At 37.2% G+C, this 26066-nt stretch carries 28 protein-coding genes; 5 read left to right on the top strand and 23 right to left on the bottom strand.

The window, feature by feature from the left end:
* Positions 1–10: 10 nt before the first annotated feature.
* The 8 genes from MKX96_RS02770 to acpS form a co-directional block, all read right to left on the bottom strand.
* On the bottom strand, positions 11–412 hold the full coding sequence (locus MKX96_RS02770; RefSeq protein ID WP_169360985.1) for an anti-sigma regulatory factor: 402 nt from the start codon (positions 410–412) through the stop codon (positions 11–13).
* A gap of 6 nt (positions 413–418) precedes the next feature.
* Entirely contained in the window at positions 419–781 is a 363-nt protein-coding gene (locus MKX96_RS02765; RefSeq protein ID WP_169360984.1) for an STAS domain-containing protein, read from the bottom strand.
* Positions 781–1608, bottom strand: a complete 828-nt coding sequence (locus tag MKX96_RS02760; protein WP_298471356.1) for an RsbT co-antagonist protein RsbRA — start codon at positions 1606–1608, stop codon at positions 781–783. The genes MKX96_RS02765 and MKX96_RS02760 overlap by 1 nt, the downstream gene beginning before the upstream one ends.
* 234 nt (positions 1609–1842) lie before the next feature.
* Entirely contained in the window at positions 1843–2193 is a 351-nt protein-coding gene (locus tag MKX96_RS02755; RefSeq protein WP_144539613.1) for a type II toxin-antitoxin system PemK/MazF family toxin, read from the bottom strand.
* Positions 2194–2197: 4 nt separating this feature from the next.
* Positions 2198–2476, bottom strand: a complete 279-nt coding sequence (locus MKX96_RS02750) for a transcriptional regulator (protein ID WP_445678174.1) — start codon at positions 2474–2476, stop codon at positions 2198–2200.
* Between the two features lie 133 nt (positions 2477–2609).
* On the bottom strand, positions 2610–3716 hold the full coding sequence (gene alr, locus MKX96_RS02745; protein WP_340881799.1) for an alanine racemase: 1107 nt from the start codon (positions 3714–3716) through the stop codon (positions 2610–2612).
* A gap of 69 nt (positions 3717–3785) precedes the next feature.
* Positions 3786–4808: a LolA family protein gene (locus MKX96_RS02740; protein WP_169360980.1), complete on the bottom strand. Its 1023-nt coding sequence runs from the start codon at positions 4806–4808 to the stop codon at positions 3786–3788.
* A 59-nt stretch (positions 4809–4867) separates the two neighbouring features.
* On the bottom strand, positions 4868–5221 hold the full coding sequence (acpS, locus tag MKX96_RS02735) for a holo-ACP synthase (RefSeq protein ID WP_340881796.1): 354 nt from the start codon (positions 5219–5221) through the stop codon (positions 4868–4870).
* A 67-nt stretch (positions 5222–5288) separates the two neighbouring features.
* Here acpS and MKX96_RS02730 point away from each other — a divergent pair, with 67 nt between their 5' ends.
* Positions 5289–5918: a rhomboid family intramembrane serine protease gene (locus MKX96_RS02730; protein ID WP_340881794.1), complete on the top strand. Its 630-nt coding sequence runs from the start codon at positions 5289–5291 to the stop codon at positions 5916–5918.
* A 526-nt stretch (positions 5919–6444) separates the two neighbouring features.
* On the opposite strand, the gene MKX96_RS02725 is transcribed toward MKX96_RS02730, so the two are convergent.
* The 9 genes from MKX96_RS02725 to MKX96_RS02685 all read right to left on the bottom strand — a co-directional run bounded on the left by MKX96_RS02725 (position 6445) and on the right by MKX96_RS02685 (position 15176).
* Complete coding sequence (locus MKX96_RS02725; RefSeq protein ID WP_340881793.1) at positions 6445–7941, bottom strand: PH domain-containing protein; 1497 nt, start codon at positions 7939–7941, stop codon at positions 6445–6447.
* Entirely contained in the window at positions 7934–8413 is a 480-nt protein-coding gene (locus tag MKX96_RS02720) for a PH domain-containing protein (protein ID WP_340881792.1), read from the bottom strand. The genes MKX96_RS02725 and MKX96_RS02720 overlap by 8 nt, the downstream gene beginning before the upstream one ends.
* Positions 8414–8598: 185 nt before the next feature.
* Positions 8599–10143, bottom strand: a complete 1545-nt coding sequence (locus tag MKX96_RS02715; RefSeq protein WP_340881791.1) for a DEAD/DEAH box helicase — start codon at positions 10141–10143, stop codon at positions 8599–8601.
* A 335-nt stretch (positions 10144–10478) separates the two neighbouring features.
* Positions 10479–11174: an alpha/beta hydrolase gene (locus MKX96_RS02710; protein ID WP_340881790.1), complete on the bottom strand. Its 696-nt coding sequence runs from the start codon at positions 11172–11174 to the stop codon at positions 10479–10481.
* Between the two features lie 17 nt (positions 11175–11191).
* Positions 11192–12559 carry a UDP-N-acetylmuramoyl-tripeptide--D-alanyl-D-alanine ligase gene (locus MKX96_RS02705; RefSeq protein WP_340881788.1) on the bottom strand — a complete coding sequence of 456 codons (1368 nt, stop codon included), beginning with the start codon at positions 12557–12559 and terminating at the stop codon, positions 11192–11194.
* Positions 12560–12564: 5 nt separating this feature from the next.
* A complete protein-coding gene (locus tag MKX96_RS02700; protein ID WP_340881786.1) occupies positions 12565–13671 on the bottom strand; it encodes a D-alanine--D-alanine ligase in 1107 nt (368 codons plus the stop codon).
* Between the two features lie 62 nt (positions 13672–13733).
* On the bottom strand, positions 13734–14048 hold the full coding sequence (locus MKX96_RS02695; protein WP_340881784.1) for a DMT family transporter: 315 nt from the start codon (positions 14046–14048) through the stop codon (positions 13734–13736).
* Positions 14048–14377 carry a DMT family transporter gene (locus tag MKX96_RS02690; protein WP_340881782.1) on the bottom strand — a complete coding sequence of 110 codons (330 nt, stop codon included), beginning with the start codon at positions 14375–14377 and terminating at the stop codon, positions 14048–14050. Before MKX96_RS02690 ends, MKX96_RS02695 begins: the two co-directional genes overlap by 1 nt.
* Before the next feature lie 61 nt (positions 14378–14438).
* The gene (locus tag MKX96_RS02685; RefSeq protein ID WP_340881780.1) at positions 14439–15176 is read right to left on the bottom strand and encodes a hypothetical protein; all 738 of its coding nucleotides are present in this window, start codon (positions 15174–15176) and stop codon (positions 14439–14441) included.
* Between the two features lie 201 nt (positions 15177–15377).
* Here MKX96_RS02685 and MKX96_RS02680 point away from each other — a divergent pair, with 201 nt between their 5' ends.
* Positions 15378–16559 (top strand): FtsW/RodA/SpoVE family cell cycle protein, encoded by a 1182-nt coding sequence (locus MKX96_RS02680; RefSeq protein ID WP_340881779.1) that lies wholly within the window; start codon positions 15378–15380, stop codon positions 16557–16559.
* Between the two features lie 64 nt (positions 16560–16623).
* Here the strand turns inward: MKX96_RS02680 and MKX96_RS02675 are convergent, their stop codons facing one another.
* A complete protein-coding gene (locus tag MKX96_RS02675) occupies positions 16624–16761 on the bottom strand; it encodes an Lmo0850 family protein (protein WP_251553339.1) in 138 nt (45 codons plus the stop codon).
* Between the two features lie 173 nt (positions 16762–16934).
* Here MKX96_RS02675 and MKX96_RS02670 point away from each other — a divergent pair, with 173 nt between their 5' ends.
* Both MKX96_RS02670 and MKX96_RS02665 read left to right on the top strand, forming a co-directional pair.
* Positions 16935–17348: a CBS domain-containing protein gene (locus tag MKX96_RS02670; RefSeq protein WP_340881777.1), complete on the top strand. Its 414-nt coding sequence runs from the start codon at positions 16935–16937 to the stop codon at positions 17346–17348.
* A gap of 237 nt (positions 17349–17585) precedes the next feature.
* Positions 17586–18749 carry an MFS transporter gene (locus tag MKX96_RS02665; protein ID WP_169360966.1) on the top strand — a complete coding sequence of 388 codons (1164 nt, stop codon included), beginning with the start codon at positions 17586–17588 and terminating at the stop codon, positions 18747–18749.
* Between the two features lie 87 nt (positions 18750–18836).
* On the opposite strand, the gene MKX96_RS02660 is transcribed toward MKX96_RS02665, so the two are convergent.
* Both MKX96_RS02660 and MKX96_RS02655 read right to left on the bottom strand, forming a co-directional pair.
* Positions 18837–19190 (bottom strand): VOC family protein, encoded by a 354-nt coding sequence (locus MKX96_RS02660; protein WP_340881775.1) that lies wholly within the window; start codon positions 19188–19190, stop codon positions 18837–18839.
* Between the two features lie 134 nt (positions 19191–19324).
* The gene (locus tag MKX96_RS02655; protein ID WP_340881773.1) at positions 19325–20626 is read right to left on the bottom strand and encodes an MFS transporter; all 1302 of its coding nucleotides are present in this window, start codon (positions 20624–20626) and stop codon (positions 19325–19327) included.
* A gap of 148 nt (positions 20627–20774) precedes the next feature.
* On the opposite strand from MKX96_RS02655, the gene MKX96_RS02650 reads away from it, so the two are divergent.
* Positions 20775–21995: a helix-turn-helix transcriptional regulator gene (locus tag MKX96_RS02650; RefSeq protein ID WP_340881772.1), complete on the top strand. Its 1221-nt coding sequence runs from the start codon at positions 20775–20777 to the stop codon at positions 21993–21995.
* 74 nt (positions 21996–22069) lie between these two features.
* On the opposite strand, the gene MKX96_RS02645 is transcribed toward MKX96_RS02650, so the two are convergent.
* The 3 genes from MKX96_RS02645 to MKX96_RS02635 are packed head-to-tail and all read right to left on the bottom strand — an operon-like array spanning position 22070 to position 26064.
* Positions 22070–23668, bottom strand: a complete 1599-nt coding sequence (locus MKX96_RS02645) for an aminotransferase class V-fold PLP-dependent enzyme (protein WP_340881770.1) — start codon at positions 23666–23668, stop codon at positions 22070–22072.
* Positions 23669–23683: 15 nt separating this feature from the next.
* Positions 23684–24793, bottom strand: a complete 1110-nt coding sequence (locus MKX96_RS02640) for an ABC transporter permease (protein WP_340881768.1) — start codon at positions 24791–24793, stop codon at positions 23684–23686.
* A complete protein-coding gene (locus MKX96_RS02635; protein WP_340881766.1) occupies positions 24790–26064 on the bottom strand; it encodes an ABC transporter permease in 1275 nt (424 codons plus the stop codon). Before MKX96_RS02635 ends, MKX96_RS02640 begins: the two co-directional genes overlap by 4 nt.
* Positions 26065–26066 lie beyond the last annotated feature (2 nt).

Here is a 26066-nt window from a genome sequence, read left to right as displayed (position 1 = left end):
ATCTTACCTCCTACCTTAACCACTTAGTGGCAATAATTGTTGTCCCATCTCCAACTGCAGTTTCGATTTTGAAATCGTCCATTAGTCGTTTTACCCCTGGTAACCCTGCACCCAAGCCTCCTGAAGTGGTATACCCATCTTCCATAACTTTACGGACATCAGCAATACCAGGTCCTTCATCAGCAGCAATAATCAAAATCCCTTTTTGATTACCTTCTACAATTTGTTTGATCTCTATATTTCCTTTTCCAGCGTATAAATATATATTTCGAGCGAGTTCGCTAATAGCTGTCGTAATTCTTGCTTGGTCAACTGTTCCGAAACCAGCATCTTTTGCTTCGTTTCTCCCCAGTTGCCTTGCAGCTACTATATCCCACTCACTTATAATGTGAACAGAAGACTTCATATTCATAATGGATTAGTCCTCCAATTCTCGTTCAAGTTTTTCCAATCCATTTTCTAAGTCTAAAGCAGTTACTACATTCTCAAGTCTAATTCCTAACTCGATTAATGTGATGGCAACGGCAGGTTGAATTCCCGTTATCACTACTTTAGCTCCCATTAAGCCTGACATATTAATGACGTCTCCAAGGACTTTGGCGATAAAAGAATCAATAAAGTCTATCGGTGTTAAATCTAGAACTACTCCCCTAGCAGCCGTCGTATGCAGCTTGTCCAATAAATCCTCTTGAAATGACAAAGCAGTTTGATCATCTAACTCCCATTGTATGGATACAATTAAACAATCCCTTAACTTCAAAATTGGAATTCGCGTCATCATTATGATTTCACCTCAACTATCGCTCTATTTGTTAGTGCCAATGCTTGTTCCACTCCACGTTGCAAAGTACTTGTTGTTGTAAAATCATTTAAATTAATACCAAGCGTTACAATTGTTTGAGCAATCTCTGGGCGAATTCCCACTAAGAAACACTTTGCCCCTACTAAACGAACTGCATCGGCAGCCTGAATAATATGATGAGCGACCATTGTGTCTACTACGGGCACTCCTGTAATATCCAATAACACTACTTCTGCTCGATGCTTCACTACTCCTTGCAGTAAGTTTTCCATTATAAGCTTTGCACGCTCAGTGTCAATTGTTCCAACCAATGGCATCACTGAGATTTTCTCAAACACAGGAATAAGAGAAGCTGAAAGTTCCTGCAGTGCTATTTTTTGTAGGTTAACTGTTTTTTCCCACACAATAGAGTAAGCTTCTACAATTGTATGAGTAAGAGGCGTTAGCCAATTGTTCAAAATAGAGCGATAAGATTTATAATTATTTTCATTTAAATGTCCGGCACTTTCCATATCTTCATAGATAACTTCTGTAAAGTTAGTCAATGATTTTAAAACAAAAGATATGGACCACCCGTAGCGCACAATTTGTTCGGAAAAGTCGTTTAGCTTCCCTGTATAAATTTCCTGATCCTCCGTAAGACTCGATATCATTAATTCCCCAAATTCGCGTGCAGTATGGTCAATAACTTGATCTGACATAATTTGAAAAAAACGGTCATCTTTTTCATCTTCCATCTTTACTTTCCATTTTTCCAATATTATATCGATATTATCGCGAATGTATGTAGCAATTTGTTTATTCATTTGGTTGTACCCAGCTCCTCATAATTAAATGGTAATTATATTGTAACGAATCTTATAAGATTTTACATCTATTAATATCTTTACTGGATTTTTTATCTTGCTTAAACGTAATATAATCCCTTCTCACAATGCTATTCATTTAAATGGAATCTTTTTAAACATCCCCAAATATATATAAAATTAAAAAAACACAATGCGTATTTGTCGGTTACACATTGCGTCTTGTCTATGTATTTAAAATTTTACGATTCCTAAACTGATGCCTAGTGCATGATCTACTTCTTCCATTACATCTTCATCTAAATGTGTAATTTTATCTGTAAGCCTCGACTTATCAATAGTTCGTAATTGTTCTAATAATATAACTGAATCACGTTCAAAATCATACTCTTTTGCATTGATTTCTACATGTGTTGGCAATTTCGCTTTCTGAATCTGAGCCGTAATTGCTGCCACAATTACAGTCGGACTAAACCGATTCCCGATATCATTTTGTATCACCAATACGGGTCTGGTTCCACCTTGCTCAGACCCGACTACTGGCGATAAATCTGCAAAAAAAACGTCCCCACGTTTTACGATCAAGTTTTCATCCTCCACTTACGAGTCGCTCTGTCGTATGTTGGGCTTCATATTCCGCATGTAGACACTCTGTACATATGGATAAGTTAATATGAGACATCTCAACATAGCCTTTCATCATAGCTTCTCTTATAAGATTTGCCTGGCCTTTCTTTATATATTCATTTGCATGTACACGAGCAACGCTTTCCCTACCTGGTAATGATTGTGTAGCTTGCTTTTCCTCATTACCCATTTGCATTGGAATCTCTATAAGCGCTTCTTTTTTCTTTTTATCACTTACCACAGCAAACACCTCCGACAAAACATTTCCCTATCTGACAATATACTTCATCTTACCATTACTGGGCGTGAAATAAAAGACATTATAAGAAATGGTTAGACAAATTATGCATGAAGAACTACGTTTTGTCGACAGTTTACTTGCGATAAATTCTAGGTATTCTAGTAGATAAGGTACAGCATACTTCATATGGAATCGTTTGAAGCGTTTTTGCCCATTCTTCAACCTCGATTTCCTCGTCTCCTTGTTTTCCTATTAAGACAACTTTTTCTCCGACTTTCGTTGGGCCATCTAGACGTATCATACATTGATCCATACAAATCTTTCCGACGAACGGCATTCTTTTCCCTTTTACTAACACATGCTCAGTATGGAGTTTTCTAAGTAGCCCATCCGCATAGCCAATTGGTAATGTGCCAATCCATTCTTCGGTTTTAGCTGTATAAGACGCACCATACCCTATTGAATCTCCCTCACTAACCTTCTTTACATGTATTATTTCTGTATGCAAAGATAGAGGCTTTTCCAATGGGAAAGGAAGATGGTTATTTAAAAATGGTGATGGAGCAATTCCATACATAGATATACCGAAACGGACCGCATCCCAGCTTTGACTAGGATGTTGCAGGGCAGCAGCACTATTGGAAGCGTGAATCATAGCAGGCTTCTGTTCAAATAACCCTAAAAAGGAGTTAAATTTTTTGACTTGCTTATTAAAATATTCGGTATCCTCATCGTCTGCAGTAGCAAAGTGGGTATAAGCACCCGTAATTTCTAAACTACTAGATTCCTTTATAAAAGCTAGAGCTTCTTTCAGTTCTTCTTTTTTTGAGAATCCTATTCTTCCCATACCACTATCTATTTTAATATGGATCTTCACATTGCTTTTAAACTCTTTTGTAGCAAAAATCCATTCACATGAATAAGCTGTAAGAGTAATATTCTGGGCATTAGCCTCCGGTAAAAAAGAAGTTGGTGCAGCTCCCAAAACAAGAATCTCAGCTTTTATGCCAGCTCCTCTTAGATGTAATGCTTCCTCGGGAGTGGCTACAGCAAGCATTGAAGCACCTGATTGAAGAGCAGCTTGTGCCACCTCAATGTCTCCGTGTCCATATGCATTTGCTTTTACTACTGCAATTATTTGAGTGGAAGATGGTAAAGTCTCTTTTAGCCGCTCTATATTAGTTTGTATTGCTAGTAAATCTATTTCTATAAAAGTTGGTCTATATAGCTTTTGTGACATTTTTAAACCTCTTCTTCCAAGTCTTTAAAATTATTATGCTCCTTGGAAGAAGAGGTCGTCAACCTATAATCACTTTAATTCAGTAACTGTCATCGAAGCTGCGACCTCTATCATTTCCTCTTTAGTTAGTGAAGAGGAGGCAATAAAGAACGACATCCCATCTTGTTCCCAGCTAATAGATTGATCTGTAACTGCTCCTATCGCCACACCTAAATCTACTGGATCACCAGGCGCAAACACAGGAATAGTAGAAGGCATTGATGCATCGCTCAATTGTTGGATGACTGTAAAATCCTTGTCTCCTCCACTAAAAGTCAGCACTACTCGTTTTTGATTTTCTAATTGTATAACTTTCTCCTCCATTAGATGAGTATCTTCCCATTTAATGACTGGGTAGTGCGTTTCAAAGTCTCTATTTTCTAACTCCGCTGATGCCTCGACTGTATTTCCCTCAGCCTGAGCAGCAGGTGTTTGTTCAATTTTATAGTCTCCAGCAGCTCGTGTTTTTCCTAAAGAGACTTTATCAAACTTGATATGAATCTGTTCTTCTTGATTTTCATTTAATATCGAAACGTCTGTTGGTAACATCGTCTTTTTGTCGATATAGATTTTTTGAGTCGGAAGCATATTTTTGTGATTATTAGTAGTTTTAGCTTCAAATACATATTTATTTCCTTCTTCTTTAAATGTAGCAGCTTTGTCTTTCTTAATGTCCTCTGCTAACGAGCCGATTAAATACGCTTGGCTATTTTCTGAAGGCCACTTACTTTGGAATTTGTAAGTTTTGTTAAGGGCAGGTGTAACTACGAAAACACCTTCAGCATTACGAACAATCATTTGTGTGTTTTCTGCATTTGCATCAGAAACTTTAACGCGATAAAAGTCTGGTTTAGTATGCCAAACTTCCACATCATAAACTCTTGGCTCTGCACCTGTTAGAATACTCATTTCTGCAGTTAGTTCATATCCCTTTGCGTCACTCCATTTGTTGCTCAACTTCTTTACTACGTCTTCCTTCGATTCAGCTCCACATGCAGATAGTACCAGAATCATTGCAAATAAAACTACCAGTCTAGCCACTAGGCTCTTCAATTTTGTCCACCCTTTCTATTATCACTGCCTTCGTTCATTGTATGTAGGTGGACGACCGGTTATGATTGAAGAATTACTTGTGCAGCAGCATAATCTTTTGTGTGAGTGATAGAAACAAAGCCATTTATAGGCTTTTCCTTAAAATATAATATAGGTTTCCCAGAACTTTCTTTTAAAATTTCTATATCTTGAAAGCTACATTGCTTCCCAATTCCGGTACCCAAAGCCTTAGAGAAAGCTTCTTTAGCTGCAAATCTTCCTGCTAAAAATTCTAATTGCCGAGCACCTGATAATGTCTCCATAATTTCTTTTTCTTTTTTCGTTAAAACACGCGTAACAAACTTTGAAGTTTTAGTTGAAATGGATTCTATTTTTTTTATTTCAGTTATGTCTAAACCAATACCAGTTATCATGAATGTTCTTCCTTTCCTATATGCTCTTTACAAGATATACTATTAATAAGAAATTCGAGGTGAGAGTATGTTCTCGAGAAGAGAAAGCTTTAAACAATACATAAAATTATATCCGATTGTTTCTACCTTATTAGCCATCAATATTTTTATCTTCCTATTAACTATTATACCGGTTTATGGGATATATTTGCGGTATATGGGGATGGGGGTTAACCTACTCATTGCAGAGGGTGAATATTGGAGATTAATCACTTCCATGTTCTTGCATGCAGGATTTGCTCACTTACTATTTAATATGTTCTCTTTATACATCTTCGGTCCTGAGTTGGAACAGCTTACTGGTAAAGCTAGGTTCTTAACCATCTACTTCCTATCAGGCTTCATGGGTAATGTAGCAACTTATTTGATTCATGACTGGAATTACGCTGGACTTGGAGCTAGTGGAGCAATATACGGAATTTTAGGTGCTTTTGCTGCGTTAGTTTATTATACGAAACACTTATTACCCCAGCTCAGACAGATTATCATTCCTATCATCGTAATTGGTGTCATTCTATCATTCCTACAACCGAATGTAGGGGTGACTGCTCATCTTGGCGGTCTAATCACAGGGTTCATACTTGGAATGATCTATTTTCATCCTAATCGAATTGCTTCCTGGAAGAAAAAGAAGAATCCATACAGAGTGGTTAAGTAACTTACCATTGTACCCAAAACAACTAGAATGGAAAGATTTCTTACTTAGATATCAGGGAATAAAAAGAAGTAAAAACGTGAAATCGGGTTTTCCGATTTCACGTTTTTTTATGGATAGGCTATGTTGAAGGGTAGGGTTGATTTATGATGCAAAGAAATCTTAGATTAGAGAGTAGAATTGATTTTTCGCACCAGCCGGACGCTTTCCTCGTGGTGAGCGATAAGCCGTCACCCATCGAATGCGCGCGTGGTTGTGATGTCTTATCTGTCTCCCTCATCCAGTAGGGCTCGCCATCTGGTGCTCCAATCAATAAATGGGAGCGGCTTTCCTTTATCGATAAAGCGCTAATAAGTTTACTCGCATAAACAAAGCTGAAAAACTGTCACCAACCCCAATTTCATCATCTTTTTATGTTCTTAATAGCCATTTGAAAGTTCCTTTGTTTATGTTTACAGTCACTATAAAAAAAGAATTGTGAGTCAAAATCAACCAATAACTTTAACAAAGCTTATGGATAAAATAATTATCATTCCATCTCTTTTTCTATATCTATTTTAGGCTTTCGTATTGGCTCATACCAGCTTAATAGGTTTTCAGAATGTTCCTTCTCGATATGAGGAATCACTGTTTCTGCCCCGCCAACCCCTGATTTTATGGTTACTACTATAGAAGAAACATCTGATTTCTTCTGAAAGTACGTAGTTCGAGCAGTCATCGATTGAATCCTTCTTTTCTCCATCCAAACAGTCACTCTACTAAATAATCGATATTGGGCAACTAGCTGCGTCTCTTCTATATAAAAACCAGCCGTTCTCTTCTGCCACAAGCCTAAACCAAAGCTTGCAGGGATTAGTAGAAGTGATAATAATCCATAGGGATAAAAGAAGTAAATAACTGTGGCAGCTATAGGTAAAATCCACAGCAAATCTAAGCGATAGAAGAATTTTCGAGATTTACTTGGCACTCTTTGAAAGTTAGGGTGCATCTGAAAATCAGGGAAAATTTCTTCTAAGATTGGGTAAATCTCTGCTTTCTTTATTAATGGCAATAAACGAATGGTTTCATCTTTTTCTGCCATTGATCCTCCTGCACTATCTACAGTTACCGTAGCATATCCAGTAAGCTGACGAAGAGGGTTTTCTACTAATCGTATCCCTTGTATTCGAGTTAAAGGAATTGTAATTTTCTTTTTCTCTAAAAGTCCTCTAGTAATAATAATCTCGTCATCCTCTATCTTTATTGTAAAATCATAATAGTTGATGAAGGTTAACAGAACTGAAACAATCCAAGCCATAAGTAAAACAGCGAAGATTACTAAGACTACCATAAGCACTCCAAATTTGATGAAAATCATAATTTCGTTATAAATAGTTTCATAGGGAATAAATTCTGAGAACTGGGAGGCAAATACTGCAAGACCTGAAAAAAATACTCCTACACCACCTGAAGTGCTCGCTAGTACGAGAAGATCCTTTGTGGACATTCGGAAAATTGGCTTCTTTTCTTCTATAATTGTCTCTTCAACCTCTAAGTCATCTTCTATAATAGGTACTTTTTGACCTTTAGCGAGCATGATTTCTTTCTTTATTTGCTCTGCCGCTTCTTTCCTAATAGCAGTAAGCTCAGCGTCAGCCTCTTTTGTAGGACCTCCACCTGCTGTTTCCACCTTTACTTTTACCAATCCAAATGGTCGATGGAATATACCCTCCGTATAGTCAAGACTCTGAATACGTTCAAAAGGGATATATCGCTTTTTCTTTACAAAAAGACCATACTCTATTCGCAGCTCCCCGTCTTCAAACCAATAGCGAAATCTTCTCCACTTAATAATCCCACTGATTAGCATGAACAAGAGTAGCACTCCGTAAATGCCGTAAGTGAAAAGTCCAGACCAAAAGTTTGCATCGTCTCCAAAACCATTGACTAACACCAGAACAATTAACGGTAGAATCATTTCCTTTAAGACTTTCACAAAATTAATAACTGCAGAAATCGGGTGAAGTCTATACTTTTCTTTAGACATCTTCTTCCGCCACCCTTGCTAGCACCGAAATTCTTCCTCTCAGCTCATCCGCCTCTTCTGTTATTAATGCGGGAATTGTGTGGCTGGTAGCAGCCGTCGAGATAGTAATAGACGACAAATCATACTTACGTAAAATCGGTCCTTGCTCTGTGTCTACATGTTGAACTCTAACCATTGGGACTAGCGTTCTCTTCACAACAAATAGCCCATGCTGCAGCTCTATTTCCTGATCTCTTACCTCGTATCTCCATCTGCTCCATCTTACCTTTGGAAATAAATAAATGAATAAATATCCAAATAGCAATACTACTGCTCCTGCCACTATGTATAACCATATGTAGTTCCCCGTAAAATAATTGATTACTCCTGTACCAATGCCTAATAACAAAACGACTAGGGTTTGTATGATGCCATAAATTCTCCACACTCTTAAACCTTTTACGGATATTCGATTAATTGGTTCTTTTCTCATTATCATCCACCTCTTCTCTTGTCATTGTATACGAATATTACACAAAAATGTTTCAACTTTATAATTAGATTCATTAAATTAATTTTATTTGCTAGTCATACAGGCTAAATCATTATCTTTTTACATGCTACGCGCACAAAAGGCGAACCCACCAAAGTGGATTCGCCTTAAAGGATTATATAAAATTAGCCTTCGTTACGTGGTGTACGAGTTCTTGTGCTACGTTGTGTAGAACCGTCACGTGGACCGCTGCTACGACGACCACTTGGACGTGAACCGCTTCCTGAACGAGAAGATCCGCGATCGCTTCCTCCACGTGATGAAGAACTACGTCCGCCACCGCCGCTGCTACGGTTACCTTTGTATCCGCCGCCGCCACTGCGTCCGCCGCCACTACGCTCTCTACGAGCTGGTAATGGACGTTCTTCTGAAAGTGAGATTGGTGAATCGTCTGGCTCTTTCGTCATTGACTTGATTGCTGCTGCAACCACGTCAACTGCTTCATGCTTTTCAAGCATTTCTGCAGCAAGTGTACGATAGTCACCTAAATCATTTTTGTTAATAATTTCAGTAAGAGCTTCAATTGCTACACGTTGTTGCCCTACTAATGCTTCATCTGAGCTTGGTGGACGAAGAGCTGTCATACGTTTTTTCGTAGTGTCTTCGACAATACGAAGGTAGCCCATTTCTCTAGGAGTAACAAATGTTACCGCAATACCACTTTTACCAGCACGTCCTGTACGACCGATACGGTGAACATAGCTTTCTGGATCTTGTGGAATATCAAAGTTATAAACGTGAGTAACGCCTGAGATATCTAATCCACGAGCAGCTACATCAGTTGCAACAAGAATATCAATTTTATTTGATTTGAACTGTTTTAATACAGACATACGCTTCGCCTGGCTTAAGTCTCCATGAATTCCTTCTGCTAAGTAACCACGGATGCTTAGGGCATTTGCAAGCTCGTCTACGCGACGTTTAGTACGTCCAAAAATGATTGCAAGCTCTGGTTGGTGAACATTTAATATTCTAGAAAGGAAATCAAATTTTTCACGCTCAGTAGCTTTTACATAGAACTGTTCAATATTTTCAACAGTCATTTCTTTTGATTTGATCTTAACTTCAACTGGATCTTTCATGAATTTATCAGCAATTTTACGAATTGGTCCCGGCATAGTTGCTGAGAACAATAAAGTTTGACGATTGTCTGGAACACTTTCTAAAATTGTATTGATATCATCAATGAAGCCCATGTTTAACATTTCATCTGCTTCGTCCAAGATTAATGTTTCCACTTGGTCAAGCTTTAAAGTACGACGGTTAATATGGTCAAGAATACGACCAGGTGTACCAACGATTACTTGTGGCTTGTTTTTAAGCGCACGGATTTGACGGCCAATTTCTTGTCCTCCGTATACTGAAAGTAAACGAACTTTTTTATCATAGCCTAATTTATAAAGCTCTTCAGAAACTTGAATTGCAAGCTCACGAGTTGGAGCAATAATTAAAGCTTGAATGTTAGGGTTTTTAGGGTCAATCTTTTCAATCATCGGAATACCGAAAGCGGCAGTTTTACCAGTACCAGTTTGTGCTTGGCCAATAATGTCGCGGCCTTCCATAGCATGAGTGATAGTACCTTCTTGGATTGGTGTTGCTTCTTCAAATCCCATTCGTTGTACGGATTTTAGTGTAGAAGCGCTAATATTTAATTCTGAAAAATTTGTCAAAATTTTAATCTCCTTTTTGTTCTGTTTTGACAAATGGTTACATTTTCAGATGAAATTGCGGCAAATTCGAGCCTATACGAGGAACGTTTCCGTTACTTAAAATTCTCTGTGGTTTCAATCAGAGGGGTCTAATATAAAGGGAAAGCCCGGTCTTTTGCCGAGCGGTTCGTTAATTCTTACGTAAACAAACCGTTATGTTCAAAAAAAAGTACTCTTCAATAAATGCTGAAGAGTCTTCGCACAAAATGTATCCATTGTTCTAAACGTAGTATAGCATGCAATTGTCCCAGTTGCAATGAATTAGAATTTAAAGTCAGTAGCTCCGAACTTTTCTTCTACATTTCTTCCCTTAAAAATGTAAGAGCTTGTGGAAACCATTCCTGACAATCATCGCTGTAACAAATATGGTGCTTCCCGCTCTCCGAAAAAATTAGCTGTTTGTTTGTCGAACGGATATGGTCAAATAAGAAGGGTGCTGTCGTAAAAGGAACAATTCCATCTTTCTTTCCCTGAACTAAACATACTGGGATTGTAATTTGTTCATAATAAGGTTCAACCATTTTCACCACTCGAACAAATTCTAAAGCAGCTTGAATAGGAGTTGCACGAAGTTTGTTACTATAGATTTGAAACAGCGTATTTTCTTCTGCTTTACCTTCAACTATTTTTTTGGCGACGTCTCCTATATCATGTAGCAACTGCGTTGGATTTATGTATTTTGCGGCAGCACTTAATAAAACCAATCTTTCAATTTTATAGCGTAGCGCCAAGTAAATGGCAATAATCCCGCCCATGGAAAAACCAACCACAAACACTCGATCTACTTCCTTTTGCAGCAAACGCAACGCCTGCTCCGCTGCCATCATCCATGTTTCGGCTGTTAGGTTTTTTAACTCCAGTGTTTCCCCATGGCCAGGTAATGTAGGAACTACAATTTTCCAGTCTGTATTTACTTCTAGATAATCCACATAAGGTTTGACTTCATATGGACCTCCAGTAAAACCATGTAAGCAAAGTACTCCTGTTTTCATGTCATCCCTACTTTCTACTATTTTTGAAAGGGTTCAATTACCTTCTCTAACTTCATTCCCCTTGATCCCTTAACTAAAACAATAGATTGATTTGTTATTTTTGATTCTAAAAAGGATATAAGTGAATCGTAATCATTTTCCACCCATTTCAGCTGTTGCTCATCAAACTTGTCTGACAGTTGGTCTTTTAACCACTTCATACGTGAGCCAAATAAACAAACTCCTGAGAACACATCATTGGATATATACTCACCAATTTCCTCGTGGAATGTTTTTTCATCCGGACCAAGCTCCAGCATATCTCCAAGCACAAGCCATTTATCGGGTTTAATAGTCGACTTCTCTAAAAATTGAATAGCTGCTCTCATAGAGGTTGGGGCAGCATTATATGCATCGTTAATAAAAATACTGCCATTGTTAGTTTCAATTACCTGCATGCGCATATCCGTTAGTACGATTTTCTTTAAGGCATCACGCATCTGTTGACTCGACAAACCTATCTCTTTCCCTACAAGTAATGCAGCCAACGTATTTTTCACTTGATGCTCCCCTAGAATTGGTATAGACATTTCTTCATTTAGCTCTCCATTTACCATAAAGCTGCTTCCCTGCTCAGTAAATGTAACTTGTTCAATACATAAATCGTTATTATTTCCTGTGCCAAAGGATTTAGTATTTAAACCTGGTACATTCGATATAAACGGTTTCAAAAGAGGTTCGTCACCGTCATAAACGAGTAGCCCATCCTCATTTAAACCAGCTATAATCTCAAACTTCGCTTTAGCAATTCCTTCTCTAGATCCAAGATCCTTCATATGCGCCTCTCCAATATTTGTGATTACTGCATATGTTGGTTTTGCCATATTTGAAAGGAATTCAATTTCTCCAAACGAGCTCATTCCCATCTCAAGTACCGCATACTCAGTGTCCTCCTCAAGAGATAGAATAGTCAGAGGAAGTCCTAGTTCATTATTAAAGTTCCCTTCCGTCTTCTTCACACGGTAATAAGGCGAAAGCATTCCTGCGATTAGGTCCTTTGTGGATGTTTTACCGTTCGAACCAGTAATTCCTATGAATACAGTAGATAGCTCTTCTCGATACGCTCTAGCCATCTGTTGAAGTGCTACCTCACTACTGTCTACAAATAGCAAAGGTACATTCTTAGGAGGATTCGGCTCATCCTTTAACCAGAATGCTGCAGCTGCTCCTTTATCGAATGCACTCTCTACGAATTTATGACCATTTACATTCTCACCTCGAAAGGGGATAAATAAATCCCCTGGCTTTAAGGTACGTGTATTAATAGAAACTCCTGTTACTACGGGATTACTAGATGGTTGTTTTATACCTAACCATTTTGCGATATGCTCTAATGTTTTTTTCAACTTAGTCACTCTCCATCCTTTGAATGTTCGAGCTGCTGTTTTTCCTCATAGCGTTCAATAGCTAGTGATATTAGCTCCTCGATCAAGTCTGAGTAGGATAAGCCGGAAGCCATCCAAAGCTTAGGATACATGCTAATTGGGGTAAAGCCAGGCATTGTATTCACTTCGTTGATTAGTACCTCTTCTGTATCTGTAACAAAGAAATCTGCACGAACCAGCCCAGAGCAATCTAATACTTTAAATGCACGAATTGCCGCATCCTCTAGTGATTTTTGCAATCTAGTTGAGACATTTGCAGGTATTGCATAGTTTGTCGTTCCATCTATATATTTTGCAGAGTAGTCGTAGAAATCTTTCGTTGGCAATACTTCTCCCGCTACTGAACATCTTGGAGAATCGTTTCCTAAAACGCTCATTTCTATCTCACGAGCTACAATACCTTGCTCAACTAATATTTTACGGTCATATTTAAACGCTAGGTCGATTGCTTTTATAAGCTCTTGGCGATTGTTTACCTTTGTAATTCCAACACTTGATCCTAGATTAGCTGGTTTGACGAACAAAGGCCATTTTAAGCTTTCTTCAATTTTTTCAAGTAAAACTTCTTGATTGTTTTTCCACTCACGTCGAATGAAATGAACGAAAGGAACCTGTTTTAAGCCAGCTTGAGCAAACAGTTGCTTCATTACTACTTTATCCATTCCGGCAGCAGAAGCTAGCACTCCATTTCCAACGTAAGGCAAGTTTAATACTTCTAGTAATCCCTGAACTGTTCCATCCTCACCATTAGGTCCATGCAGCAATGGGAAGATTACGTCTAATCCTTCATTACCTTCCGCAGTTGCAAGGTTCTTAGTTGTATTATCAATTGGAAGGAAACTTGTTATATCATTCGCTTTTCCTGTATCTTCTCCAAATTGAAGCGTTTCAACCGTTTCAACTGGCCCTAATAGTTTTTGTCCCTTTCTCCATTCTCCCTCTTTCGAGATGAAGACAGGATACACTTCATATTTAGCAAAATCTATTGCTTGCGAAACCGCTCTTGCCGTTAATAAAGAAACCTCGTGCTCCGCAGATTTCCCACCATATAATAATCCTAATTTCAATTTCATCACTTTGACCTCCACGTTTTGGTATTTCTATTTTATCATTTCTCGTATCTATACATGAATTGTTAGCCAAATAGTTTTAGACCAACAACTCCACATATAATACAGCTTAAAAAGAATAATTTTAGACGGCTTTTCTTTTCGTTAAACAAATACATACCGATCAATACACTTCCTGCTGCCCCAATTCCAGTCCAAACAGCATACCCTGTACCTACAGATATATCTTTAAGGGCTAAGGAAAGTAAAAAGAAACTTAAAGATGCCGTAATAATAGTAAGTATAGAGAATTTCTTATTTGTAAAGCCATTAGAAAGCTTCATACAAACTACAAAACCAACCTCAAAAAGACCAGCTACAATCAGTATAATCCATTCCATTAGTCTGCCTCCTCTGTATCAATCAGCTTTAAACCAACGATACCGAAAAGCAGCAGACATAAGAATACGACTTTACCTGCATTTACTTGTTCATTGAACCATAAAATACCTACTACCGCCGTGCCGGCAGCTCCAATTCCCGTAAATATAGCATATGCAGTTCCAATCGGAATCGTCTTCATCGCCTGTGCAAATAAAAAAAAGCTAATCACTAGAAACATTATGGTGATAATAGAAGGGATAAGCTCTGTAAAACCATGAGCTTCCTTTAACCCAATTGCCCATATAATTTCAGTTAAGCCTGCTACTATAAGTAAAATCCATGCCACTATTTATCACCTCATATACATAATAGACGCTTTTGCAACAGAATGTAGCAAAAGCGTCCTCTTATATTTCTATTAAGAAATCATATGGTCTTTTAACATGGTGCTTAATATCCTCTAGCACCTCGTCAGGAAAAATATTTTCCGGTAAGCAACGAATTTCAATTCCATAATTAGTCTTATCCACGCGGAACAAAGACATGAGAACACCGTCTTCATAAAAATCGGTGTACCTTTCCACAGTTGCAGAGGACAACTCTGGCAATATAATATTATTCTTTTTTCTCCAAAATGCAGTAGATTTCGTTTTTTCTTTTATCACTTGATTGAATAAGTCAGCGATTAAACCGTAAAAATCCTCTATATCTCGAAAATATATTTTAGTAATATGCTCATCTTCATCGGTCAAATAGACAAATCGATTTTGAAGGTGATGATAAAATGGTGATCGAAACGCTTCTTTTTTGTGTGCTATATATAAAAGCTCTGCTTGTTCTTGAGGAGTCAGCAGATTTAATCGTCGCTCATCTGAGAAATCCAAAAAACAAAGGGAAGTAGGTTTTTCAGAGGACTCCTTTAAAAAATGCCCAAATTGATTTTCCCCTATAAAGTCCATTTGTGTATGGATATTAAAAGAAGCATCTTCGTAACGATGCTTTAACAACAAAAGGGAAGACAAATTAGCAAATTTTAAAAATAGTTGAACTGAAATACCACTAAATAATGTGAAATGCTCTATCTCATTTGCATGAACGTATAGATGAGTTAAATAGTCATCTAAGTCTCTCTCTTTTTTAGCCACTGAATTTTCACTCCTCATATAAGATATATATTAGCATAATTTTATTTAAACGAAACAACTGTTTTTGTAATATCGTCTATATTACTCACAAGCCAAAAAAGAGTATTTACGATATAATAGAAAAAGTGTGTTTCCTTCTATATAAGAGAATGGAAATGAAACAAAAAATTGTATATTTAGAAAGAAATCTAGGTGATTTTTATGGAAAATAAAAAAGGCTTTGCTGATCGCTTCGATTGGACATTAGCTTTTATTTTATTATTATTTCTGATCGTTAGCTTACTAGCCATTTCCTCGGCTCAGACTACAGGTCAATACGCGGCGTATAACTTTGTATCCAAACAGCTTTTTTGGTATGTTGTTGGGTGCGTTATTATTGGGATGGTTATGTTTTTTGAGCCAGAACAATACAAAAGAATGGCATGGTATATATACGGAATAGGAGTTTTCCTTTTAGCCATTCTTGCTATCCTACCAGAGAGCATGGCTTTAGTATCACCACGTAATGGAGCAAAAAGCTGGTTCCATTTACCAATAGGGGACATTCAGCCTGCCGAATTCATGAAGACCTTTTATATATTAGGTTTAGCACGCCTTATTACCTATCATCATGAACAGTATGTGATGAAAACAGTTAAAACAGACTTTATTCTATTAGGGAAAATTGGTATAACCTTAATTATCCCGTTAGCTTTTATCATGCTTCAGCCCGATTTAGGTACTTCGTTAGTTTTCTTAGCAATTACTGCTGCATTAATCGTCGTAGCAGGTATTACATGGAAAATTATTTTACCTCTATTTTTAGGTGGGCTTGGAATAGGTGGACTCTTTTTGTGGATGGCCTTGTATGCACAAGACTTCTTGGCTAAATATTTTGGCTTCGACCCTTACCAATTTGCACGTATTTATTCATGGATAGATCCATATTCATATGCTTCCAATGAAGGAATGCATCTTATTACAGCTTTGAATGCAATTGGTTCAGGAGAAATATTCGGTAAAGGGTATGGAGAACGTGTTGTGTATGTACCGGAAAATCATACCGACTTTATCTTTGCTGTCATTGGAGAGGAATATGGATTTGTTGGTGCTAGTATAGTAATAAGTCTCTACTTCCTACTGATCTATCACTTAACTAAAATAACCTTACAGCTCAAGGATATGTACAGCACCTATGTATGCGCTGGAATTATTGCCATGATCACTTTCCATGTATTTGAGAATGTTGGAATGACTATTCAGCTCCTGCCTATAACGGGTATTCCACTACCATTTATAAGCTACGGAGGTAGTTCCTTGATGGGTAATATGCTTGCTATCGGTTTAGTCTTTAGTATGAAGTTTCACCATAGAACATATATGTTTGCTAAGAATGAAGATTAAGCGACAAATATAAAAAAGAGTGACTGAAGCATTCGTTTTAACGAGGCTTCAAGTCACTCTTTTTTTAGGATTGCACATGTGGACTTTGTGCGGGTGGTGATAAAGCTTTAAGTATTTCAAGCCTAGATTTTGTCATTGTAACAGTCACACCAAGTTTTGATAGATTACTTACAATTTTCTTTAAATCAACTTCCTTAGCCAATCCACCTCAGTCCCTTCCATTTATTATTACGAATATATATTTAAAAGGTTTCTTTTATTTTATTTATTTTTCTCTATCCTATAATACCACTTTTTACATGGCCTAAACCTTTCATTTTTATTACATATTTTACGCATTTGTAAACCATCATAACCTCTAAAGGAGTGATATCGATGATTGTACAGGATGTAATGAGTAAGCAAGTGGTTACGTGTAGCCCTAATGATTATGTAAACGAAGTTGCGGAACAAATGCGTTCATTGGATATCGGTTGTTTACCAGTAGTAAGCAAGAAAAAGCTTGTTGGAATGATTACAGACAGAGATATTGTAACAAGAGCAGTTGCTAAAGATGTCAAATGCACGGTAGAAAACATTATGACTAAAACCGTTATCTCAGTTTCACCTCAAGACTCTACAGCTGAAGCATCTATTTTAATGGGTAAACATCAAGTCCGCCGACTCCCAGTAGTAGAAAATGAAGAGTTAGTAGGCTTTGTGTCTCTTGCTGACTTAGCATTTCCTTTTCCACATATACAAGAAATCTCCGAGGCTATACAGAGTATATCCGAACCAAGGAGTTATTAAACTGATCTTAGCTAGTTCACTTCCCTGATAATGTGAGTAGGGAAAACTACCTGGTAAGATCTGTCGCCATTTTAAAATTTACACAAAAGATTATAAATTTCTTCAGCTGGTAACATTCTTGATTAAACCTTGATATTCCTGCTTTTATTCACCAATTTATCTTCACCTATTTCGAGGTGAAAATTCCTTCCGAAACAGTTATTATAGAGGGTAAGGTTTGAGAAAGCAGGTTTGACAATGAAAAAATCACTTTTTATATTAATGTCCGTTCAATTTCTTGTTTATCTAGGTTTCGGGATTATTATTCCCGTACTACCTGAGGTTATACTTCAGGAGAACTATAACGAGGTTCATGTAGGAGGTCTACTAACAGTCTATGCTTTAGCTTCCTTTTTCACTGCTCCTCTTTGGGGAATGCTTTCTGATCGGATTGGACGTAAAACACTTATTCTAACAGGATTAATCGGCTTTAGCTTAAGCTTTTGGTTATTCTCCTTATTCTTCGATTCATTGGTAATGCTTTACCTTTCTCGTGTAGTCGGTGGACTATTTTCAGGTGCGCTTTACACTGCGGTAACTGGCTTTATAGCAGATCTATCCGATGAGGAAAACAGAAATAAGTATATGGGTTTCATGGGAATGTCTATTGGTTTAGGTTTTATATTTGGACCAGCAATTGGAGGTATTCTAGGTCATATTAGCTTGGAAACTCCATTTATCGTCTCAGCTATTCTATTGTTAGTCATTTTTGTTTATGCGTTAATCATTTTAAAAGAACCAGCTCGTACTGGTGAAGCCAATAAGCGAACGATTCTTCCTAGAGGCGCTTTGAGCTTATGGTCCTACCGTATAAAATACTTATTCCTCTTTTCTTTTATGGTTACCTTCCTACTTGCTGGCTTGGAGGCAACTTTTCAGTTATTTCAAATTGAAAGAGTAGCTATAACACCATTACAAATTGGTTATCTGTTCATGTTCAGCGGCTTTGTCGATGCAGCTATTCAAGGTGGAGTTGTACGACGTATCAAGAACGGAACGGAGACAACTTGGCTTCTTTATGCACAAGTAGTAACAGCTATAGGGTTGGTCATGACAGTTTTTACGACTAATATTTTTTGGGCGGGACTATCCCTTTGTGTTTTCACAGCAGGTAATGCACTTGCCCGAACAACCATTGTATCCCTTACCTCCAAAGAGTCAGGTGGTCGATATGGAACTGCAGCTGGGATGACTTATTCAATGGATAACCTCGGCCGCATCATTGGTCCTCTCTTGTTTGCATGGTTGTTTACGAAGCAGCCAGATAATATTTATGTATTGTCGGGGATTCTTGCGATATTAGCAATAGGTTTAATTTTCGCGTATCGTAGATCAACTAAAACGTTAAAACATGGGCTTTAAAATTAACTGTTAGGATAGTGCCCACAGAGCAAATAAAGGCATTGTAAATGTAAATTTACAGTGCCTCTATTTGTATTAATCTCAAATTTAACATTTACATATCATTAAAGTATTTCCATCAGGATCCTTAAAATTAAAATAATGATTATGTTCAATTTTAGTAAGAAGAGTTACCCCTTTATTCTTCATATATTGAAATGCTTCTTCAATATTTTTAGTATTGAAATGAAAGGCAGGTATTTTGAATATTATATCCTCTGAATAAATTTTACTATCTAATACTATCCCTGTACCTTCCATAGGTAAAACGTAAAGATGACCAAATTGAATATCTCCGTCTATTTTTATCCCCAAAATATCGCAGTACCAATCTCTAGCTTGTTCTATATTCCTTACTGGAATAAATACTGTTCCTATTTGTTTTAATATAGGGCTATTCAAAGAAACACTCCTTTTAATATACTGTGAACTCCCCGCCAATTAACACCCTTGAAGTGGGTGCTCATTGTAATCGCCACTTTTATTAGTTGTCTTAATGGACCAACTTAACCCTCTTTGTTCCACCAGAGCGGATTTCATTCTGGCTGAGGGTCTGGAGTAGTCTCCACTTTCCCTTTCGCAAGCTCTGGATGTGCTTTTCTAATAACCGATGGCCTTGCAAGCACTAAAACGGTAGCTATTAATAGAACTCCCGAAGTAATTAGGATAAGCTCTGCAGAGAACACATCATACAGAAACCCAAAAACAACCATCCCAAGTGGCATTAGAGCCATTGACCCTGTCTCTAAAATAGAAAATACGCGGCCTTTATAATCATCATCTATTGTCTTTTGCATCATGACCATTATTGGTGTATTAGTGACCATCATAGTCACTCCAAAAACAAAGAGGATTATAATATAAAATACCACGGTCCCAAAATAAGACATGTTCATTAGTAGTGGCGTCGCAATTGATGCCAATAAAAACCCTGTGCCCACTATGCTCCATTTAGAAACAAAAAGAGGGTATTTTAACTCCTTCGTACTTGAGAAGTAAATAGACATTAACAGCATTCCAAGAGCAAAGGCCATTTCTGTATAACCAAAATGAACTGGATCAAGCTTTAATTTTTCGATTAGGATAAACGAATATCCAACCTGAAAAGCCCCAAACAAAAAATTCACTATTAAAGAAATGAAAATAATTATTTTTACCACAGGCTTTTTCATTAAATATTTAAAACCTTCTTTGATGCTTTGTAGCATCGACTCTTTAGGAGCCCCTTCCACCACTTCTTTTCTTGTAGCAAATAATTTAAAGTTCATCGTAGATTCTAAGACTACCGCTATTATAGACGCTGTCAAATAAATACCTAAAAACACCAGCATAGTCACAGTTCCATATAATATTCCACCTACTGCTGGGCTTCCAATTGTCGCAAAGGAAATAGACATCTGATTTAATGACATCGCTTTTTGTATTCTCGCTTCATCTACTAGTCCCGTCATAGAAGAACTAAATGTCACCCCCGAAAACGTTGAGGTAATGGATAAGATGACCGTTGTTATATAAATCGCGATCAATGACAATTCTGCATTTATACTGAAGATTAATAAGCCACCTATTGCCAACGAGCTGGCAATTTGAGCTCCAATAATAATTCCTTTTCTAGAGTATTTATCAGCAGCATACCCCGCAAAAGGAGCAAGTAGAGTTCTAGGCAAAATACTACATATTAGGTTTGTTGCGAAGCTTGTGGCAGATCCAGTTAGCTGTAGAATATAAAAACTGATAGCAAATGCATAAACTTGAGCGCCAAAAATCGATATGAGCTTACTAATGGTGAATGTCCATAAATGATAAGTAGCTTTTTTCAACTTCACTATTTCTTCCATAATTATTTCCCCTTTGTTTAGCTTTTTCTTTCTATTTGTTCTGAAAAAACTAAAAGTTTAATTTTATTAAACAAATAATATCATATTCATTCTTCCATTTCAACAAAAAGTTTAATATAATTAAACTAAAGATAAAAGAGGTGAAGCAATGCAGACGCTTGGAGAGCGAATACGTACATTGAGAAAACAACAAAAGATGACTCTAGAGGCTCTTGCAGGTACCGAATTAACTAAGGGAATGCTCAGTCTAATAGAAAACAATAAGGCTAAGCCCTCTATGGAAAGCCTTCAATATATCGCTAAACAGTTAAACGTAGATGTTTCGGAGTTACTAGAGGAAGTAAGCGGACAAGAATTACGTGTAGTTTTAGAGAAAGCCGAGATTCTTTTTAATACACACTACGATGTTCTATCAGATGAATATGAGCAATTAATACAATTAGTAGAACCGTACTTGCCAAAGATTGGTCAGGGGTATGAATCAGCGCGTTTGTTAGAAATGTACAGTCGTTGTATGTACCAAGTACATAAAAAAGACTGGGAAGAACCATTAAACCAAGCTGCAGATCTTTATGAGAAGTTAAATATCACTTCAAGACGAGCTAAAATAGGAATTGTACGAACAGCCGTAAAATTTCAGGAGCATAAATACGAGGAAGCTTTAAAAATCCTTCAACGGGAACGTACTTACTTAGAGGATACAGGAATTTGGATTGACCCTATCTCTCGACTAGACTTTGACTATGTAGAGACTGCACTATACTATGCAATCGGTGACCATGAATCTGCGCTGAAGCTAATGGACCAAGCGATTGAGTATTCTAAAGAAAATAAAACGTTTTACCATTTAGATGACCTCTATAGAATCGCTGCTGCCCATGCAATGATGCAAAAAGATGAGGAAAAAATAGAGTACTATGTAAAGAAAATAGAGGCATATGGAGTCTTTGCAGATGATCCAGATGCCGGGCGCTTCTCTTCTTTTATGAAAATTCATTACTTGAATTCCTATACACATGAATATGAAGAAGCAGAGAAGCTATTCCAAGCCTATACTTTAGAAAAAAATAAGATATTTACCCCCTACTTTGTTTTGGAGAGAGGAAAAACCTTATTTGGTTTAAAACAATTTGACGCTGCAATTGAACAACTAGAAGAAGTCGTTATTCAGGAGACAGTCGGTCACCCTATTGATTTGTCCATTTTTTACGAGAAGGATGCTTATCTAGCATTATGCTACAAAGCGAAGGGACAGAATGAAAAAGCTAAAGAAGCTGTTCAAAAAGCATATGACAATATAAGTAATATGCCCGCCACTCCCTATAAAACATTCATCCAGCAGACTTATAAACAAATTAATTCTGATTAAAACTTTCCATACCTACATAAGTAAGGCTCATTGTAACCAATGTTACAATGAGCCTTATTTAATGTTGCGTTCATTTATTCACAGGTACTTGATTCAAAAAGCGACTTACTTCTTCCTTCATGATATAGGCGGTAATTAGCAAACCAATTTATAAATTTTGTCCATGCAACTTCAAAATCTGGCTGAATACAGGATATTTGAATAAGGCTTTTTTCTTTTAAATATTCACTTTTATAATGTAAATCAAAGCCTGACATTCTTGCATCCTCAGCAAGGTGTGGAAATTGGTTTTCTTGTAATGTGAATATCATAGGATATGTGTTATTTGTAAAGAGCTCTATATTATGTCGTTTAACTTCCTCTTCAATATACATCCATCGTTTATGTAAAAGCTTATATCTTTCCCCATTGTCATAGGCCATTAAGGCATTTTCTAGGCTATGGATAAGTTGGGATGGCATTGTAAAGGGTACGTGAGAGTTTGTCGTTAAGCCTATGTCTAAATAGGCAGGGATACGCTCACAGGAGACTATTTCTGAATTGGCAAAGACAAAGGAAAGTCCGCTCATGGTACCTATTGCCTTTCCACTGACCCCTGTAGTCAAATATAATCCTTCCATAGAGAATGGGAGAGAACCAAACGAGCTAACACAGTCAGCACAGAGCAATACATTATAACGACGGCAAATGTCTTTCAGTTCTTCTAATTCATTTAGCATCCCTGTCGAGGTTTCCCCATGAACCATTAGTAGCCAGCTATAATTTCCAAGCGCAAGTTTTTTTTCAATGGCCTCTAAATCATATGCCTGTCCCCAATCATAGCTAACCACGTTATAATCTAATCCCCAACGTAATGCCTGTTTTTGAAGACGCTCTCCAAAAGCTCCATTCGTTAAGATTAGACCCCTTTCATCCAACACCTTCAATTGAGCAATCATTGCTTCATTTGCTAAAGTACCGGTCCCAACTAGTAAGTGAACGTATTTAGCACCACTCAACTCGTTTAGCCTATGCTTAACTCGATCGAGCATTACCTCAAATTGATGAGAACGATGGGTGAGTGGATCTTCCTGAAAAGCATTTTTGATTACATTAACCTGATGAACAGGACCGGGATAAAAAGAATACCTTTTCTGCTTAAAGCGTGCAGCGACCGAATTATCAAAGCGCTCTCTCGTTAATACCATTGGGACAAATAAAGCATCCTCTGCTCCAATTGGATTTGCAAAAGGCTCAAAACCAAGTTGATTATACAGCTTTTGCTCTCTTACTGTTCCCGAAATAACGGCCGCTCCATATCCATTTTCGTATGCAAAGTCAGATAGTGCTCTAGCTAAATAATAAAAAACACGCCCATTCCGATGCTTTTTATCTACCGCTAGTAAACGAACCTCACAGAGTGCCCCTTTTAGAGCATCCTCTGGGAGATAATTTTCTACTGGTCCAAGCTTCTTGTCTAATGAGAATGGACGCTCCGCTCTAAAGGCTACCATTCCCGCAAGCTCTTGGTCTTTTAATACAATCACATAAACGTTTTCATGGTGAAAAGGATCTACTCTCATTCCACTTGGATCTTTTTCATGTTGCGGAATTTCTTCTACGAATGTTTCATAATTTAATTTTGCTATAGCTTCAAATTCTTCATTTGTTCTCGCTATTTTGCACCAGTACATTTCCATTCCCCCTTTTTACTCACTAGAATGGCCACGTTCTGCTTTCTTTTCTAATAAATATATACCCCCTGCTATAAACGTAGCCGCCAATAAAAGCATCATCCATAGGTACGCTGATACAGCACTTAAGGTTTCCCCATAAATGGTAACTCTTTTTAATGCTTCCATCGCGTAGTAAATAGGAGACAGCCATTTCATATTCAGTAACCCTTCTGATTGAACAATTTCAAGTGGCCAATATGCCCCACCTAACATAGCGAAAGCTACAGCCAGCAAGGAAACAATAACTCCACTTTGACTAACAGTTTTGGCTAGTGAAATGATTATTAAGGATATCGCCAAAACTAATAATACATAAATACTCGATATAATAATTATTTCCGAGAATGCTCCATACATATTAGTTTTCACGATAAATCGGAACACTAATAAAACTAAAAGCATTTGCAAAAAACCAATTAGAAAGCTAAAAGATAAATGCCCGAAATATAATTTAGTCCGACTAATAGAAGCTAACTTTAGACGATTCCACACTCCTGTTCGTTTATCTTCCAATATAAATTGAACATTTGTTGAGATGGTATAAAATACAAAAAAGAGCATATAACCAAATAAACTTTGTAGAGCTCCATCATATCGAAAAGTTTGCTTTTCATTCATAGCACGAATCTCGATTTCGAAAGCTTCCTCATCGTCTAAAATTCTATTCATTTCCTTCCACTTATCCCTACCGCCAACTTCTACTATTCTTTTCTCAAAGGCAATTTCGTTATATGCAGCTTCTATTATTAAAGATACATTTCTAACGACATCTGTTTCTGCACTACTCAAGACTGTATACGTAGACTCTGTAAGCAACACTCCTATTAAGTCAGGGTCTCCCTCTATCTTCTCTTCCAACTCAATTTTAGACAGTGGAAGAAAGGAATAATCCTCTAAAGATTTTAATTTATCTAATACGTCACTACTTGTTTCGGAATTATCATTAGTGATAAAAATTGCTTGCTGGCCACCTACACCACCACTGAGAACATATGCGAGGACAACTGTCATAATGGTCATTGTTAGAAGAACCAACGGCTTTCGCTTTAAATTTTGAGCCCTTGCAATCCAAATGCCCTTCATGATGTCACACCTCTTTTAGGAAATACTATAATGGACAAGCTGACACATATTAATAGGCCAATATATAGCACATACATCTGTGGCCATATCACACCAACTGAATCCCCGGTTTGAATAGAAAGAATTGCTTTCATTGTGGCTCCGTTAGGGGTATAGCCACCAATGTCACCAAGCGTCTCGGATACATCACTAATTTTAAAGAAGGAGCCTCCTAGGAAGGAGAAAATAGTAATCACTAATCCATTAAACACATTAGCAATACCTTCAGTTCCCGTTTTAAATTGTAAGGCGGTTAAAAGTGCTGAAAGTCCCCCGATAAATAAGCTGAAGCTAACGACTATTACAATCATAGTCTGTATGCCAACCCAGTCTATTCCCAGCACCAGGCTTCCATAAAGCAATATGATCGCCTGTTGCAGTAACGCTACAATTGCCCCTGTTATAAATATAGAAAGAGAGTAATAGGTTGAGGATACCCCTGCTAAAAGGATTCGGTCATAGACCTTCCAATATACTTCCTGTAACGCAAATCCTGCCAAAAAGGAGGGTATATAAAGAGCAAACATTACTAGCATTCCCACAGAGTAATAAACGGAAGATGGAATAGTACGTTCTCCCTCATTCATTAAATGCTCTAATTTTTGTACTGCAATTGTTTGACCCATTACTTCGTTTGGAGTTATACCCACTTTATTTAACGCCATTGACTGGCTAAACCCTTTTTTCCACTCCTCAAGAATTGAAACAATTATAGATGCCCTTATTTCATTCTCTTGATTTAATAACAACTCAAAACTCGGCTTATTTCCTTGGTCAAAATAAGATTGTTTAATATAATCTAATCTGAAATTATCAGGAATGACTAAGATACCATCCACATTATTACTCTTTCTTAAATCTTCTAGATTGGATATATCATCGTTAGTTGTTTTTACATATTTCTCCATTTCCGTAGAGAGGAGAATTGAATTTTGCAAAACATTAGTAGGATCGTTTTCTTCAAACGTTTGCAATAGAGTATTAAGAGTTGACCCTTCCAGTCCAGACTCTTTTAGAAAGGCTGTAATAGATGCCTGTTCCTTCTCCCAGCTAGTTTCATCTATAATTACCAAGTGAGCCTGAATAGCAGAAGATCCGTCTGTATCCATGATCCCCGCCAAGGCTGATGATAAAATAGTAATCAAGATAATAGGCATAGCTAAAAGGATAATAAGCGGCTGCTTATTACGAATAATCACCTTTAGTTGCTTACTAATTAAGTTTAAAAGCATTC

It is taken from the genome of Psychrobacillus sp. FSL W7-1493 (assembly GCF_038004905.1).
Classification (GTDB): Bacteria; Bacillota; Bacilli; order Bacillales_A; family Planococcaceae; genus Psychrobacillus.
The sequence above is the reverse complement of the archived record's forward strand: the minus strand, read 5'-3'. Positions and strand labels throughout refer to the sequence as shown.

What these genes read in the sequence shown, in the direction of transcription:
- MKX96_RS02710 (WP_340881790.1), bottom strand. Translation starts at nt 11,174, where the DNA reads ATGAAAACAGGAGTACTTTGCTTACATGGTTTTACTGGAGGTCCATAT.
- MKX96_RS02655 (WP_340881773.1), bottom strand. Translation starts at nt 20,626, where the DNA reads ATGGAAGAAATAGTGAAGTTGAAAAAAGCTACTTATCATTTATGGACA.
- MKX96_RS02725 (WP_340881793.1), bottom strand. Translation starts at nt 7,941, where the DNA reads ATGTCTAAAGAAAAGTATAGACTTCACCCGATTTCTGCAGTTATTAAT.
- MKX96_RS02665 (WP_169360966.1), top strand. Translation starts at nt 17,586, where the DNA reads ATGAAAAAATCACTTTTTATATTAATGTCCGTTCAATTTCTTGTTTAT.
- MKX96_RS02760 (WP_298471356.1), bottom strand. Translation starts at nt 1,608, where the DNA reads ATGAATAAACAAATTGCTACATACATTCGCGATAATATCGATATAATA.
- MKX96_RS02645 (WP_340881770.1), bottom strand. Translation starts at nt 23,668, where the DNA reads ATGTACTGGTGCAAAATAGCGAGAACAAATGAAGAATTTGAAGCTATA.
- alr (WP_340881799.1), bottom strand. Translation starts at nt 3,716, where the DNA reads ATGTCACAAAAGCTATATAGACCAACTTTTATAGAAATAGATTTACTA.
- MKX96_RS02680 (WP_340881779.1), top strand. Translation starts at nt 15,378, where the DNA reads ATGGAAAATAAAAAAGGCTTTGCTGATCGCTTCGATTGGACATTAGCT.
- MKX96_RS02700 (WP_340881786.1), bottom strand. Translation starts at nt 13,671, where the DNA reads ATGAAATTGAAATTAGGATTATTATATGGTGGGAAATCTGCGGAGCAC.
- MKX96_RS02730 (WP_340881794.1), top strand. Translation starts at nt 5,289, where the DNA reads ATGTTCTCGAGAAGAGAAAGCTTTAAACAATACATAAAATTATATCCG.
- MKX96_RS02770 (WP_169360985.1), bottom strand. Translation starts at nt 412, where the DNA reads ATGAATATGAAGTCTTCTGTTCACATTATAAGTGAGTGGGATATAGTA.
- MKX96_RS02670 (WP_340881777.1), top strand. Translation starts at nt 16,935, where the DNA reads ATGATTGTACAGGATGTAATGAGTAAGCAAGTGGTTACGTGTAGCCCT.
- MKX96_RS02765 (WP_169360984.1), bottom strand. Translation starts at nt 781, where the DNA reads ATGATGACGCGAATTCCAATTTTGAAGTTAAGGGATTGTTTAATTGTA.
- acpS (WP_340881796.1), bottom strand. Translation starts at nt 5,221, where the DNA reads ATGATAACTGGTATTGGTTTAGACATAACTGAAATAAAAAAAATAGAA.
- MKX96_RS02695 (WP_340881784.1), bottom strand. Translation starts at nt 14,048, where the DNA reads ATGGAATGGATTATACTGATTGTAGCTGGTCTTTTTGAGGTTGGTTTT.
- MKX96_RS02650 (WP_340881772.1), top strand. Translation starts at nt 20,775, where the DNA reads ATGCAGACGCTTGGAGAGCGAATACGTACATTGAGAAAACAACAAAAG.
- MKX96_RS02720 (WP_340881792.1), bottom strand. Translation starts at nt 8,413, where the DNA reads ATGAGAAAAGAACCAATTAATCGAATATCCGTAAAAGGTTTAAGAGTG.
- MKX96_RS02635 (WP_340881766.1), bottom strand. Translation starts at nt 26,064, where the DNA reads ATGCTTTTAAACTTAATTAGTAAGCAACTAAAGGTGATTATTCGTAAT.
- MKX96_RS02640 (WP_340881768.1), bottom strand. Translation starts at nt 24,793, where the DNA reads ATGAAGGGCATTTGGATTGCAAGGGCTCAAAATTTAAAGCGAAAGCCG.